Source organism: Brevundimonas sp. NPDC090276 (genome assembly GCF_044772165.1).
Taxonomy (GTDB): Bacteria; Pseudomonadota; Alphaproteobacteria; order Caulobacterales; family Caulobacteraceae; genus Brevundimonas.
Map to the genome: position 1 here is coordinate 1,045,907 of NZ_JBIVYK010000002.1, position 13,841 is coordinate 1,059,747.

The 13,841-nt window shown below is 65.9% G+C and carries 13 protein-coding genes; 4 read left to right on the top strand and 9 right to left on the bottom strand.

The window, feature by feature from the left end:
* Positions 1 to 36: 36 nt before the first annotated feature.
* The 8 genes from ACIQTU_RS10925 to ACIQTU_RS10960 form a co-directional block, all read right to left on the bottom strand.
* Positions 37 to 807, bottom strand: a complete 771-nt coding sequence (locus tag ACIQTU_RS10925) for an SDR family oxidoreductase (RefSeq protein WP_400546544.1) — start codon at positions 805 to 807, stop codon at positions 37 to 39.
* Entirely contained in the window at positions 797 to 2,350 is a 1,554-nt protein-coding gene (locus tag ACIQTU_RS10930) for a FadD3 family acyl-CoA ligase (RefSeq protein WP_400546547.1), read from the bottom strand. The genes ACIQTU_RS10925 and ACIQTU_RS10930 overlap by 11 nt, the downstream gene beginning before the upstream one ends.
* Positions 2,347 to 3,768 (bottom strand): MFS transporter, encoded by a 1,422-nt coding sequence (locus tag ACIQTU_RS10935; protein WP_400546550.1) that lies wholly within the window; start codon positions 3,766 to 3,768, stop codon positions 2,347 to 2,349. Before ACIQTU_RS10935 ends, ACIQTU_RS10930 begins: the two co-directional genes overlap by 4 nt.
* 123 nt (positions 3,769 to 3,891) lie before the next feature.
* A complete protein-coding gene (locus ACIQTU_RS10940) occupies positions 3,892 to 4,587 on the bottom strand; it encodes an SDR family NAD(P)-dependent oxidoreductase (protein ID WP_400546553.1) in 696 nt (231 codons plus the stop codon).
* Positions 4,584 to 5,120, bottom strand: coding sequence for a 6-pyruvoyl trahydropterin synthase family protein (locus tag ACIQTU_RS10945; protein WP_400546556.1), 537 nt, complete (start codon positions 5,118 to 5,120; stop codon positions 4,584 to 4,586). The genes ACIQTU_RS10940 and ACIQTU_RS10945 overlap by 4 nt, the downstream gene beginning before the upstream one ends.
* A gap of 55 nt (positions 5,121 to 5,175) precedes the next feature.
* A complete protein-coding gene (locus ACIQTU_RS10950; protein WP_400546559.1) occupies positions 5,176 to 6,177 on the bottom strand; it encodes an aromatic ring-hydroxylating dioxygenase subunit alpha in 1,002 nt (333 codons plus the stop codon).
* A 174-nt stretch (positions 6,178 to 6,351) separates the two neighbouring features.
* Positions 6,352 to 7,317 carry a LysR family transcriptional regulator gene (locus tag ACIQTU_RS10955; protein ID WP_400546562.1) on the bottom strand — a complete coding sequence of 322 codons (966 nt, stop codon included), beginning with the start codon at positions 7,315 to 7,317 and terminating at the stop codon, positions 6,352 to 6,354.
* Positions 7,318 to 7,468: 151 nt separating this feature from the next.
* Positions 7,469 to 8,278 carry an enoyl-CoA hydratase/isomerase family protein gene (locus ACIQTU_RS10960; protein ID WP_400546565.1) on the bottom strand — a complete coding sequence of 270 codons (810 nt, stop codon included), beginning with the start codon at positions 8,276 to 8,278 and terminating at the stop codon, positions 7,469 to 7,471.
* 214 nt (positions 8,279 to 8,492) lie between these two features.
* On the opposite strand from ACIQTU_RS10960, the gene ACIQTU_RS10965 reads away from it, so the two are divergent.
* From ACIQTU_RS10965 to ACIQTU_RS10980, 4 genes are all read left to right on the top strand, one after another.
* Entirely contained in the window at positions 8,493 to 9,173 is a 681-nt protein-coding gene (locus ACIQTU_RS10965) for an SDR family oxidoreductase (protein ID WP_400546568.1), read from the top strand.
* A gap of 141 nt (positions 9,174 to 9,314) precedes the next feature.
* A complete protein-coding gene (locus ACIQTU_RS10970) occupies positions 9,315 to 10,553 on the top strand; it encodes a parallel beta-helix domain-containing protein (protein WP_400546571.1) in 1,239 nt (412 codons plus the stop codon).
* A 9-nt stretch (positions 10,554 to 10,562) separates the two neighbouring features.
* A complete protein-coding gene (locus tag ACIQTU_RS10975) occupies positions 10,563 to 11,708 on the top strand; it encodes an SO2930 family diheme c-type cytochrome (protein WP_400546574.1) in 1,146 nt (381 codons plus the stop codon).
* Entirely contained in the window at positions 11,699 to 13,102 is a 1,404-nt protein-coding gene (locus tag ACIQTU_RS10980; RefSeq protein WP_400546577.1) for an aldehyde dehydrogenase family protein, read from the top strand. Before ACIQTU_RS10975 ends, ACIQTU_RS10980 begins: the two co-directional genes overlap by 10 nt.
* A gap of 8 nt (positions 13,103 to 13,110) precedes the next feature.
* Here the strand turns inward: ACIQTU_RS10980 and ACIQTU_RS10985 are convergent, their stop codons facing one another.
* Positions 13,111 to 13,773, bottom strand: a complete 663-nt coding sequence (locus ACIQTU_RS10985) for a TetR/AcrR family transcriptional regulator (protein WP_400546580.1) — start codon at positions 13,771 to 13,773, stop codon at positions 13,111 to 13,113.
* Positions 13,774 to 13,841 lie beyond the last annotated feature (68 nt).

Sequence of the window (13,841 nt, forward strand, 5' to 3'; positions counted from 1 at the left end):
GAGGGAGAGGCCCAGTTCGCCGGTCCTGGCCGGAGTCTAGACCAGGTCGAGGAAGGAAGGCCGTTCGCCGCCGCCGTCGACCGACAGCCGCGCCCCGCTGACGTAGGACGCAAGGGGCGAAGACAGATACAGAACCGCATTGGCGATATCGCGCCCGACGCCCATCCGCTTCAGCGGCAGGGCCTGAGCGATCGCGGCATGACCGGCGCCATAGTGATCGGCGGCGCCCTCGGTGGCGATCAGGCCGACGATGACGGCGTTGACGCGGATCTTCGGTCCCCACTCCATCGCCAGGCTCTGGGTCAGGTTGATCAGCCCGGCCTTGGCCGCGCCATAGATGGCCGTGCCCGGCGACGGCCGCACGCCCGAGACGCTGCAGATGTTGACGATGGAGCCGCCGTTCGGCTGCGCCTGCATATGCCGCCAGGCCGCCTGCGACACATGCATGGGCGCCATCAGGTTCAGCGCCACGATGGCGTCGCTGAAGCGCGGCGAGGCGGTCGCGGCCTCGGCCAGAGGTGAGCCGCCGGCGTTGTTGACCACGATATCCAGCCGGCCATGCCGCTCGACCAAGCCATCGACCATGGCCCGCACCTGATCGGCCACACGCACGTCGCAGGCCACGAACTCGGCGGTCCGCCCGCCATGCGTCGGCAGGGCCTCAGGCTCGCTCCGGCCGCAGACCACGACGCGGCATCCGGCCCCCAGAAGAGCCTCGGCGATGGACTTGCCGATCCCCTTGGCCCCGCCCGTGACCAGGGCGACCTGACCCGTCAGATCGACCGTGACCGAACCCTCACCCGACATGACGCAGGCCTTCTTCGGAAGGCATGGCGGCCAGCAGGAACTTCTGCACCTTGCCCGCCGGATTGACCGGCAGAACGTCGATGAAGGCGAACAGGCGCGGCACCTTGTAGTTGGCCATGTTGGCGCGGCACCACTGGCGGATTTCCTCGGCATTAGCCTCGGCCCCGGCGCGCAGGACGATGAAGGCCTTGCCGATCTCGCCCATGCGCTCGTCCGGCGTGCCGATCACCGCCACCTGGGCGATGGCCGGGTGGGCCGACAGGATGCGCTCGATCTCGGCCGGATAGCAGTTGAAGCCGCCGGTGATGAACATGTCCTTCATCCGGTCCGTGACCCGCAGATAGCCGTCGGCGTCGAAACAGCCAATGTCGCCTGTGTGCAGCCAGCCGTCGGCGTCCACCGCCTCGGCGGTCGCCTTCGGGTCCTCAAAATAGCCGGCCATGACATTGAAGCCGCGCACCCAGATTTCGCCTTCGCGGCCGGTCGCGACCGGCTCCCCCAGGCGATCGACGCACTTCACCTCGACCCCGGGAATGGGCTTGCCGCAGCTGTTGGCGATGCGATCGACGCCGTCGCCCATCTGGCTCATCGTCACCATGCCCGAGCTCTCGGTCAGGCCATAGGCGGTCAGGACGTTGCGGATGCCCAGCTCGTCCTGCATCCGCTGCACCAGAGACGGCGCCACCGAGGCGGCCCCGGTCACCGCGACGCGGATCGACGACAGTGTCACGCCCGTCTCGGCGCTGCTGGCCAGCATCTGCTGGAAGATGGTCGGCGGTCCCGGCAGGACCGTGATGCCCTCGGCCTCGATCAACTCGACGACCCGAATCGGCTCGAAGGTCGCCATCGGATAGGCCGTAGCCCCCTTCAGCAGACAGGCCAGCCAGCCGGCCTTGTAGCCAAAGGTATGGAAAAAGGGATTGACGATCAGATAGCGGTCACCCTCCCCCAGCCCGGCGCAATCGGCCCAGCAGGTGAAGGCCTGAACGCTCTGGGCGTGACCACTGACCACGCCCTTGGGATGGCCCGTCGTGCCCGAGGTGAACAAGATGTCGGCCGGGTCTTCGCCCCTGACCGCCAGCATGGCGGCGCGCGCGGCGTCCAGATTTCGGCCTGTCGCCGCGAAGGCGTCCCAATCCCCGTCCAGGGTCAGGACCCGCTCCAGATGCGGCAGGTCCAGACCCTCCAGCAAGGTGCGGTAGTCCTGCCCCAGAAAATCGCCGACCGTCAGCAGGATGCGGGCGCGGGTCTTGTCGAGGATGTACTGCGCCTCCAGTCCCTTCAGCCGGGTGTTCATGGTCACCACCACGCCGCCGGCCGACTGGACCGACAGGCAGGAGACGATCCATGCCGCGCTGTTCGGGGCCCAGATCGCGACCCGGTCGCCGGGCATCAGACCCGCCTCGATCAGGGCCGCCGCGCCTTGCAGCACGCGCTGCTCCAGTTGGGCGAAGGTCAGGCGTTCATCATCGACAATGGCCAGGGCGTCGCCGAACCGGGCGGCCGCGTCGATCACCGCCCGAGGAAGGGTCGCGACGCTCATGCCTTCTTCTTCTCGTGCCACTCGCCCATCTCGATCATGGCGTTGCGGTAGGGTCTGCGGGCCATGAAGAACATCAGCGCCACCAGCGGGCCAATGATGGCCGGCAGGATGGCCAGCGAGTAGCGCAGCGCATTGTCGTCGTGGAAGACGAACTGGGTCACGGCGGCGATGACGCTGGAGCCCAGGGCCATGCCGATGGTGGTCACGCACATCAGCATCAGGGCCGTCATCTGACCGCGTAGGCGGCTGGGGGTGATGTCCTGCAGCGAGGCCAGGGCGACGCTGTTGGTGCCTTGGCCGATGAAGGTGGCGACGCCCATCAGCAGCAGAGCCCCGCCCGCCGTCGGCATCAGCGGCCCGACCACCAGAGGCGCGACCTTCACCAGGGTCACCCAGATCATGATGTTCAGATTGGCGCCCGGATGGCCCCGGCGCATGAAGAAGCCCGAGAACCAGCCCCCGGTGAGATTGCCCAGACCGCCGCAAACGATCATCAGGATGCCGAAGGAATAGCCCGCCTCGGTGGCGCTCATCCCATAGGTGCGGATGAGGAAGGTCGGGTACCAGATGGCCGTGCCGATCGCGAGCATCCCCAGCAGGGACACCGAGCCGATCAGCGAGGAATAGACCTTCCAGCGACGGGCCAGGAAGACGCCGGTTTCGCGCAACGTCAGACGCTCGACCCCGATCACCGCCGTGGGCGCGGCGTGGCGCTTGGGCTCGCGGATCATGGCCACAAGGCCCGCGACCAGCAGACCCGGCAGGCCGACAATGAAGAAGACCATCTGCCAGGGCTGAACCAGACCGATGATCGGCACCATCACCGCGCCGTGCGCCTTGGCCAGTTGCAAGACATAGGCGCCGATGACCAGGGCCAGCCCGCCGCCGACCGGATAGCCAAGGGCAAAAACGCTGATGGCGAAGGCGCGGCGCTTGGGCTCGAAATAGTCGCTGATCAGCGAATAGGCCGTCGGCCCCAGGGTGGATTCCCCGATGCCGACCGCGACCCGCGCGCCGAACAGATGACCAAAGGTCCGCGACAGGCCGCTGGCCGCCGTGGCCAAGCACCACAGGACGATGCCCCCCGCCAGCAGCTTGCCGCGATTGCGTCCGTTATCGACGATACGCCCGATCGGCACAGCCGCCACGGCGACCAGAAGCACGGTGGCGAAGCCCTGCACCAGGCTGATCTGGAAATCGTCCAGCTTCAGGTCCTGGCGGATGTCCGACACCATCAGGGTCATGACCCGCGAGTCGATGGCCGAAATCGTGTAGCAGACGAACAGCAGGATCACGACCGCCCAGGCATAGACGCTTGAGGGCTGTTTCTCGGCCTGCCCTACGGGTTCACCAGCCTTCATCGCCGGTTCGTCATCGGGGATCACCCGGGTTACTGGCGCATCATCCAGGACGGTCATTGATGATCTTTCTAAGGGATGAAAAGGGCGACGGAAACGATCCGATGCTCGACTATATTCAGCGACGACTGCGGGATAAGTCCGCCTGAACGGCGGCTTTGTTTCCCATGACGAACACTCGTCTCACCGTTCGATCTGACCCAGATTGGCGTGCAGCACCGCGCCGTTCAGCGCGGGGCTATCGGCGCAAACGCGGATCAGGTTCGCGATCTCTTCGGGCTTCAGCAGCCGGCCCGCCACCACCATGCCGGTGATCGTCTCGACCGCATCACCGATGTGCGTGCGCAGCATCTCGGTATCGGTGAAGCCGGGACAGACGCAGGCGGTGTGGATTCCACTGCCCGCCAGATCCTGACAGGTCGCCCGCATCAGACCGATCATGCCGTGCTTGCTGGCGACATAGGAGGCGGCGCCCGCCACCGCCTTCTCCGCCAAGGTCGAGCCCACATAGAGGATGGCGGACCCCGGCTTCATCACAGGAATCAGCCGCCGGTTCAGCGCCTGGGGGGCGGCCAGATTGGCGCTAAGCACAGCCAGAAGATCGCGCGCCGACAGATCGCCGACCGTGTCATGGCGATGGACGGCGGCGTTGTGTATCAGGATCGTCTGGTCCCAGCCCGCAGCGCGTTCAGACAGAATGTCCGCCGCCTGTTCGACCTGCGCCAGGTCGGTGATGTCGGCGGCCAGATGTGCGATCTCCGGCGTCGGCGACGCCGAGCGTGACAGGCTGATCACCTCATGGCCCAAGCTCTGAAACAGCCGCGCTGTCGCCAGACCGATGCCCCGACTGCCGCCCGTCACGACGGCGCCGCGCCTCATGCCCCGACGCTCCGCCAGCGGCACTGGGCCGACTGACCGGGACCGGACGAGACCTCCAGCGCGATCTCGGTCACGCCCCAGCGCGCGGACCAGGCCTCCTGCCCCGCCAGCCGGTTCAGCAGATAGGCGGCCAGTTCCTCGACCGTCGTATTGCGGATCGGCAGCAGGCGCACGTCGTCCACCGGCAGGCGGAACTCGTCCTCGCCAAAGACAATCACGACGCTGCGCCCGACCGTGCTGATCGCCAGCGACGGCGCCTGGGTCGGGATCAGGACGTACTCGTCCAATTCCTCGCATAAAGCACGAAGCACACGCTTGATAATATTGTAATCAAACGCCATTCCATGGGCCGTCACACGGGTGGAGATGACCGCCGCGACCTTGAAATTATGGCCGTGCAGACGCTCGCGCGCGCCGTCCGCGAACAGTGTGAAATGACCGGCGGAGAACTTGATGTCCTCCTTGTCGATCCGGATCGTGCATTGCTGGATAGGAAGCGGCGCCGCCTCATGCGCGCGCCGTTCCGACCCCATCACCATTCCCATCAGAACGCCTGTCTACCGAGTGGAGGGAAAGGATGATCGACGACTATTCAGCCGCGACGCGCGCGGCCGGATCACCATCGAATTGGTAGAACTGCTCGAAATACTCGCGGAAACGCAGCACCGGACCGTCGCCGTCGCATAGCAGCGGACGGACGCGGTGGATCTTGGTGTGCCAGATCGGAATGTCGCCCTCGACGCCCGACTGGCCGATGATGCCGGCGATCGAGCGACGGATCATCTCGTTCTCGGGCGCGCCTTCGGGGAATTTCGGGTGGCGGAATTCGAAACGCAGCTCGACCTTGTCGTGCTCGACCGGGGTGGCCAGAACCTGCAGCAGAAGATCGGCCATGCCCTTGAACCGGGTCGACTTCTGACCAGCGCCCGTCTGCAGGGTGCGGACCTCGGTATCCAGGGTGCGGACCGTGCCGTCGGGCAGCTCCATGGTGCGCTGACCCGCAGCCAGGCTGCGGCGCACATGACCCTCGTAATGGCTCTCGCCTTCAGGGACCGCGTCCATCTTGTGCACGTATTTGAAGTGGGCCAGATCGACGCCGTTCTCGGCGATCTCCTGCGGATTGCTGTCGAAGGTCCACTCAAAACGGATCGGCGCGGCCCAGTCGGGCGACGACACCTCGTCCAGCACCTCGACCTCGAACATGGGGGCCACGCCCTGCGGATGGTGCCAGGCCCAGACCACGCCATTGGTCTCGGTGATGGGATAGGTCCTCAGGCAGCCCGGCTTGCGCGCCGCCGGCGGAATGATCCGCGAATAGGGGATGTCCTTGCAGGCGCCGTTCAGATCAAAGGCCCAGGAGTGGAAGGGGCAACGGATGGTCTCGCCCTCGACGACGCCGCCATGACCGATATGGGCGCCCAGGTGCGGGCAATAGGCCTCGGCCAGACCGGCGACGCCGCCCTCGGTGCGATACAGCACCAAATCCTCGCCGAAATAGCGGACCGGCTTGACGTCGCCGATCTTCAGCTCGTTCGAATAGGAGACAAAGAACCAACCGAACGGAATCGGCATGGGGAACCGGTCGACCATGGATAATCCTCCCAAAGCGCCGGTTGGTCCGACGTCTAAAGTTCAGCGATAGCGGCGTCTGCCCGCCTATGACGGTGCAGACTGAGCCGGCACGTTATCAAGAACGGGCGCCGCGATAAGGCGTCGTGCTTAGACTGAGCGTTCGCGCGGACGGACAATCGGCCCGTATGGCTTTCAGCCGACCGGCTCGGTCTCGGCCGAGCTTCGTCCCGCCAGGAAGACGTCCAGCTCGGCCAGCGAGGTCTGCATCCAGGGCCGAAGTTGGGTGCGGGCGAAGCGACTGGACAGAAAGTCGAGCAACAGCCTCAGCGTCGCGGGCACCGGCGTGCCGGGCGCGAAGATGGCCCAGGCCTCGCGGTCATAGTAGCTCCACTCGTCCTCGACCGCGACCAGGGCGCCCGACGCCAGCTCGCTGCGCACGAAGGCGATCGGCAGTTGCGCGAGACCCAGCCCCCGCACGGCGGCTACACGCAGCGCCGCCCCCTTGTTGCTCTTCCAGCGTCCGTTGACCCGCACCTTCTCGGCCCCGTCGGTGGAATTGAACCACCAGTGCCCGGTCAGGTCGGACAGGCAGATGTGGTTCTTCAGATCGGCGATGCCCTTGGGCGTCCCATGCTCGGCCAGATAGGCGGGCGAGGCGCACATACAGAAGGACAGGTAACCAATGCGGGCCGCGCGCAGGCTTGAGTCGATCAGGTCGCCGTAGCGGATGGCGACGTCGAAATCCTCGCCGATCAGATCGACCTCGCGCGAGCCCGCGTGGACCTCGATGCCCACGCCCGGATACTGGCAGGCGAAGTCGGCGATGACCGCCGAGATGAAGTTGACGTCGAAGGTGTCGTTCAAAGACACCTTCAGCTTGCCGGTCGGCGTCTGCTGCATCTGCGCCGCCTCATGGCTGGCCGCCGCCAGCGACCGGCGCATATCCCGGCACGAGGTATAGAAGCGCTCGCCGATAGCCGTCATCGACACCTGACGCGTGGTGCGCTTCAGAAGCTGCACGCCGAGCCGGGTCTCCAACTCGCTGACCCGTTTGCTGACAAAGGACTTGGAGGCGCCCAACTGGTCGGCAGCGGCGGTGAAACTGCCCGTCTCCACGACCGAAATATACTCTTCGATGCCGTCCCAGATAGAAATCACAGCCTCCCCCGGCCACTCTCTACGCGGTCCATCGCCTCACGCCCCCACGCGCCACGACTGGTCCTGACGCTCACCCTACATGTCCGCTTGATCATGACAATTGTTCGCGTGACGAAACTATTCAGAAAACTGACAAACGGGGCCGCCATGCCTAGCGCCCCGTGAACTGCGGCGCGCGACGCTCCATAAAGGCCAGCGGACCTTCGCGCGCATCCTGACTGGCCATAACCACGGCCTGACATGCCTGCTCGATCTCGAAGGCCTCAGGCAGGCCGCGGCCGCTGGAGCACAGAACCGCCTCCTTGGCCTTGGTCAATGCCAGAGGCGCGCCTTCGGCGATCCGGTCGCACAACGCCCTTGCTGTCACGCGCACGTCCGTCGGCGCGACAATGCGGTTGATCAAACCCATCGGCAGGGCGCGGTCCGCCTCGATCACGCTGGCCGCCAGGATGATCTCCATGGCGTTGGTCCAGCCGATCTGGCGCGGCAGACGCGCCAGCGAGCCGCCGCTGGGGATCAGCCCGTGCCGCACCTCGCTCAGTTGAAAGGTCGAGGCTGTCGAGGCCACGCGAAGGTCGGCGCTCAGCATCAGTTCGAACCCGGCGGCCACGGCCAATCCATTGACTGCCGCCACGACCGGCTTGTGAAAGTCGGTGCGGCGCAGCAGGGCGCGATCCACCAGCGACTGATGCTCATCGACCCACCGCTTCTCGAACACAGTCTCCGGCGCCCTCGCTCCCGTGGCCAGGGGCGCTAACGAGCCCAGATCCGCGCCCGCGCAAAAGGCCCGCTCCCCCGCACCGGTCAGCAGGACCACCCGGACGCTGTCATCCTGCGCGATCTCGTCCCATGCCTCGGCCAGACGAACCATCATCTCGGCGTTCAGGGCGTTGTGTTTCTCCGGCCGGTTCAGCGTCACCATCGCCACTCCGCCGTCGTTCTCGACCTGAACAAGAGACATGAAGCCGGCCCATCAACACCGGGCCCCTGCCCCGGCGGAAATACAGTTAAGGCGGCAAACCCCTGATCCGACAACGGCCAAGCGTCGACGAAGCGGGCTAGAAAATCACTGTTTACGCAGGAGACCCTTTCAACGACGAGCCGCGCTCTACACCCATCTTGACCCGGCCGAGACGCCGCCTGAAGCTGCGCAAAAGCCAATACGAGAGAGTGCGATGAGCAAGCGAGTCACAGTGATCACCGGCGCCTCAGGCGTGCTGGGCCGCACGATCGCGGACTCGGCGCTGGCGCGTGGCGACGCCGTGGCGGCCATCGACTTCGACCCCATCGCCCGCGAGGACGGCGACGACTGGATGAGCCTGGGTGGCGTCGACCTGACCGATCCCGCGGCCGCCGAAGCCGCTCTGCACGCAGTGGCCCGACGCTTCGGCAAGATCGACAACCTGCTCAACGCGGTCGGCGGCTTCGTCTGGCAAACGACCAATGGTCCGCTGGAAAACTGGGACCGGATGCACCGGATGAATTTGACGACCGTGCTGAACGCCTGCCGCGCTGCCCTGCCTCATCTGTCGCAATCGGCCGCCGGACGTATCGTCAATGTCGGCGCCCTGGGCGCGCTTCAGGCCGGCGCCGGCATGGGGGCCTACGCCGCGTCCAAGGCCGGGGTGCACAAGTTGACGGAGGCCCTAGCCGAGGAAACCAAGGCCAGCGCCCTGACAGTCAACGCCGTCCTGCCCTCCATCATCGACACCCCCGCCAACCGCGCCGACATGGCCGACGCCGATTTTTCGACCTGGGTTGAACCGTCAGAGCTGGCGTCGGTCATGCTGTTCCTCGCCAGCGACGCCGCCTCGGCGGTGACGGGCGCGCTGTTGCCGGTTAAGGGACGCGTCTAGCCGCCGTTCACTAGAACGCCCCCTGCCGCGGATTTGACTGCTGCAAAAACAGAAACAGTTTCCTTTTCTGCTTGCGAGAACACCGACGTTATGAAAACCTCCTGAGGGGGAAACACTCACGGGCGTTCTGGAGGGGAAATCATGAAAACGCGCACATGGCTGCCGGTCGCGATGATGCTGGTGCTGGGCGCCTGCGGGGCCAAGCCGGCCGAGAAGGGCACGGACCTTTCGAAGGCCAACACCACCTACCAGAACGAACTGATGGAGGCGCTGATCGACGCCAAGCCCGGCACGGTGATCGAAATTCCGGCGGGCGTCTTCACCATCGACACCAGCCTGAGCCTCGCCGTCGATGGCGTGACCATTCGCGGTCAGGGCATGGACAAGACCATCCTGAACTTCCGCAATCAGGCGGCGGGCGCCCAGGGCCTGCTGGTCACCGCCAGCAACTTCACCATCGAGGACCTGGCGCTCGAGGACACCAAGGGCGACGCCCTGAAGATCAACGAGGGCGAGAACATCATCGTGCGCCGGATCCGCACGGAGTGGACGCAGGGGCCGAAGACCGAGAACGGCGCCTACGGCATCTATCCGGTGCAGACGAAGAACGTCCTGATCGAGGACAGCGTGGCGATCGGCGCGTCCGACGCCGGCATCTATGTCGGCCAGTCCAGGAACGTCGTGGTTCGCCGCAACCGCGCAGAATACAACGTCGCCGGGATCGAGATCGAGAACTGCATCGACGCCGACGTCTATGAAAACCTGGCCACCAACAACACCGGCGGCATTCTGGTCTTCAACATGCCCCAGCTGCAGCAGGCGGGCTATCGGACGCGCGTCTATAACAACCGCGCCATCGCCAACAACACGCGCAACTTCGGCCACGCCGGCACCCCGGTCGCCAGCGTCCCGGCGGGCACGGGCGTCATCGTCAACTCCAACGATCAGGTCGAGATCTTCGACAACGAGATCGCCGACAACAAGACCGGCAACATCATCATCTCAGCCCTGTTCTCGGCGGGCTACTCGGACAGCGCTATGAGCGCCGATTTCGACCCCTATCCTGAGGCTATCCTGATCAAGGACAACCGCTTCAGCGGCGGCGGCAATGCCCCCGACGGCATGGAATTCCAGGCTCTGCGCATCGCCAAGTTCGGCCCGACCGGCCGCTTCCCCGACATCCTCTGGGACGGCTACGTCAATCCCAAACGCCTGGTGAACGGCCAACTGCCCGCTGCGCTGCGCATCTGCATCGACAACGGCGAGGCGGGCGTTCTGAACGTGGACGGCCCGAACAAGTACGCCAATCCGAACACAGACATGACGCCGCACAAATGCACCCTGCCGCGCCTGTCGCCCGTCGTCCTGCCGGGAGCCTGACGCGGCCCTATGACCCGGTTCAATCTGATTACCCTTTGCCTGGCGCTCGTCGCCGGGGCGACGGCCTGCACCAAGGCGCAACCTCAACAGGCCCTGGTCGACCCGACCTATTTCGCCACCGAAAACCCCAGGTCCCTGCGGGACTGGGGCATGGTCCAGGTCTCAGACGACGCCCTGATCCTGGGCCAGCGCGTCACGCCCTATGATCTGACGACGCCGCTGTTCACCGACTATGCGCAGAAGCTGCGGACCATCTGGATGCCAGCCGGCGCCGCGGCGGATTACAAGCCGGGCGACAACGAACTGTCCTTCCCGGTGGGGACGGTCATCACCAAGACCTTCTTCTATCAGACCGGTCGCGGCGGTCGGGTGCTCCAACAGGCCGATCAGGCGCTGATCCACGACGGCGAAGGGTTGAACCTGAAGAAGGTGCGCATCGTCGAGACCCGGCTGCTGATCCACCGGCCCGAGGGTTGGGCCGCCCTCACCTATCTGTGGAACGAGGCCCAGACCGAGGCGGTCCTGCACCGGGTCGGCGCGGTGGTCCCGCTGAAGTTGGCGCGTGCGGACGGCACGGACCAGGCCTTCTCCTACGTCGTGCCGAACGTGACCCAGTGCTCGGCCTGTCACGCGACCAACGTGGCCACCCGCATCATTCAACCCATCGGTCCCAAGCCCCGACTGCTCAATCGCGACTTCGCCTATTCGGACGGGACCGAGAACCAACTAACCCGCCTGACCAAGGCGGGCTATCTGCGCGGCCTCGCCGATCCGAAAGAGGCCCCGGCGGACGTGGCGTGGACAGACGCAAGCGCGTCGCTCGAGGCGCGGGCGCGGGCCTATCTCGACGTCAACTGCGGCCATTGCCACAACCCGGAGGGGCCCGCCGACACCTCGGGCCTGTATCTGAACGCCGCCACGCCGCTGTCGAGGGCCTCCGGCACGTGCAAGCTGCCGGTCGCGGCGGGTCCCGGCACCGGCAATCTTCGCTTCGATATCGTGCCGGGGGACGCCGAGGCCTCGATCATTCCCTATCGCATGGCGTCGACGAACCCCGCCGTGATGATGCCCGAGATCGGCCGCTCGACCGCCCACGCCGAGGGCGTGGCTCTCGTCCGCTTCTGGATCGATTCCATGGAGGGATCATGTCGGTAGAGACGCCCCCTGCCCTCGGCCCCCCCCTGGATGTCGCTGCGGTCGTCCAGCGCCTGCGCGCCGCCTTCGACAGCGGCCTGACGCGCGATCTGGCCTGGCGTCAGGCTCAGCTAGCCGCGCTCGAACGGATGATGATCGAGAACGAGGCCGAGATCGCCGAAGCCCTGAAGGCCGACCTCGGCAAGCCCTTCGGCGAGGCCGCCACGGCCGAGATCGATTTCGTCCGCAAGGAAGCGGCCCACGCGCGCAAACACCTGCGCCGCTGGGCGCGACCGCAACGGGCCGCGTCGCCGCTCGCCGTCCAGCCCGGCAAGAGCGCCATCGAGGCCGCGCCCTACGGCGTGACCTTGATCATCGGGGCGTGGAACTATCCCTTCCAGCTGGTGCTGGGGCCGCTGGTCGGCGCCATCGCGGCGGGCAACTGCGCTGTCATCAAGCCCTCGGAAATGGCGGCTCAGTCGTCGGCCCTGCTGAAGCAACTGATGGAACGTCATCTGGACCCGCGCGCCTTTATGGTGGTCGAGGGGGATGCCGACGTCTCAACCGCCCTGCTGGCCCAGAGGTTCGACCTGATCTTCTATACGGGCGGCGAACGCGTGGGTCGGATCGTGATGGCGGCGGCGGCCAAACATCTGACCCCCGTCGTGCTGGAACTGGGCGGTCAGAACCCCTGCATCGTCGATGAGACCGCCGATCTGGCGGTGGCGGCACGGCGCATTGTCTGGGGCCGTTTCCTCAACGCTGGCCAGATCTGCGTAGCGCCCGATCACGTCTATGTCGCCGCCTCGGTCGAGGCCCGGCTTCTGGACGAGCTGAAGCGCGCCGCGACGACCATGTTCGGGCCTGATCCGAAGTCGAGCCCGGACTTCGGGCGCATCATCAACCCGCGCCACGCCGCGCGCCTGCAGGCCCTGCTGGCCGACGGTCGCGCCGTCACGGGCGGCGAAACAGATGTCGACGCCTGCTATGTCGCGCCCACCATCCTGACCGAGGTCTCGCCCGATGCGCCGGTAATGGCCGAGGAAATCTTCGGCCCCATCCTGCCGGTCCTGCCCTACGAGACTCTGGATGCGCCGCTGGCGGCCATCAACGCCCGTTCACCGGCGTTGGCGCTCTATGCCTTCACCAAGAACAAGGCGACCGCCGACCGGATCATCGCCGCGACCCGATCAGGTTCGGCGACGATCAACGACACCGTCGTTTTCATGGCCAATCCCAACCTGCCCTTCGGCGGCGTCGGGGCCAGCGGCATGGGCGCCTATCACGGTCGGTTCAGCTTCGAGACCTTCAGCCACCGCCGCGCCGTGCTGAGGCGCAGCTTCGCCCTGGACGCCAGCATCCGCTATCCGCCCTTCACCAAGGGCAAGCTGGCGCTTCTGCGGCGCATGGCCTGAGGTCGCGTTTAGGCAGGGTCTTCCAGATAGAGCGAGAGATAGCGCTCCAGCGCCAGCGTGGCCTCGGCGAACAGGCTGTCAGTCCATTCGGACTGGGCCTCGCCGCTGGTCAGGGTTTCGAACGAGGTGAAAATCTCGGTGGCCATGCGCGCGACCGCCAGAGGCGCAGTGCCATGAAAGCCGTCGAGGCCCCGCTCCCAGCGCGCCGCCAGATAGGCCGCGATCTGCGCATTGGCGTGTTCCTTGACGATCCGCAACTCGCGCGTCGTCAGCATCAGATGGAACAGCGGCCGATAGGCCGGGTCCTCGTTCAACGTAGTACGCAGAACCAGCATCACCTGCAGATGACGCTCTCGCCACGAGGTGTACTGCGGGTTCTCCAGAATCTCGGCGATGCGGCCATGGATCTGCGACACCAGGGTCTCGAACAGCTCCTTGTAGATAGCGAAGACGTTCGGGAAGTACCGATAGATCGAGCTGACCGGCACATTGGCTTCGGCGGCGATGGCGCTGGTGGTGATCGTATCGACGGAAGTGGTGGCCAGCAGGCGTTCGGTCGCCGCCAGAACGCTGTCGATCCGGTCGCGCGCACGTTGCTGCATCGGCGCCGTGCGCCGCTCCAAGGTACTGGCCAGCGTGGTGATGGTCTCTTGCGGCGTGCGCGGGGCCACTGACGTCGTCCTCTCCATCCGGTTCCACAGGCCGTCTAACACGACCTGACGCCCCTGCAAGGGCGCAT

Excerpts from the sequence above, each read along its gene's own strand:
- ACIQTU_RS10930 (WP_400546547.1), bottom strand. The coding sequence starts at position 2,350 with ATGAGCGTCGCGACCCTTCCTCGGGCGGTGATCGACGCGGCCGCCCGG.
- ACIQTU_RS10925 (WP_400546544.1), bottom strand. The coding sequence starts at position 807 with ATGTCGGGTGAGGGTTCGGTCACGGTCGATCTGACGGGTCAGGTCGCC.
- ACIQTU_RS10980 (WP_400546577.1), top strand. The coding sequence starts at position 11,699 with ATGTCGGTAGAGACGCCCCCTGCCCTCGGCCCCCCCCTGGATGTCGCT.
- ACIQTU_RS10940 (WP_400546553.1), bottom strand. The coding sequence starts at position 4,587 with ATGAGGCGCGGCGCCGTCGTGACGGGCGGCAGTCGGGGCATCGGTCTG.
- ACIQTU_RS10945 (WP_400546556.1), bottom strand. The coding sequence starts at position 5,120 with ATGGGGTCGGAACGGCGCGCGCATGAGGCGGCGCCGCTTCCTATCCAG.
- ACIQTU_RS10950 (WP_400546559.1), bottom strand. The coding sequence starts at position 6,177 with ATGGTCGACCGGTTCCCCATGCCGATTCCGTTCGGTTGGTTCTTTGTC.
- ACIQTU_RS10970 (WP_400546571.1), top strand. The coding sequence starts at position 9,315 with ATGAAAACGCGCACATGGCTGCCGGTCGCGATGATGCTGGTGCTGGGC.
- ACIQTU_RS10965 (WP_400546568.1), top strand. The coding sequence starts at position 8,493 with ATGAGCAAGCGAGTCACAGTGATCACCGGCGCCTCAGGCGTGCTGGGC.
- ACIQTU_RS10935 (WP_400546550.1), bottom strand. The coding sequence starts at position 3,768 with ATGACCGTCCTGGATGATGCGCCAGTAACCCGGGTGATCCCCGATGAC.
- ACIQTU_RS10975 (WP_400546574.1), top strand. The coding sequence starts at position 10,563 with ATGACCCGGTTCAATCTGATTACCCTTTGCCTGGCGCTCGTCGCCGGG.
- ACIQTU_RS10960 (WP_400546565.1), bottom strand. The coding sequence starts at position 8,278 with ATGTCTCTTGTTCAGGTCGAGAACGACGGCGGAGTGGCGATGGTGACG.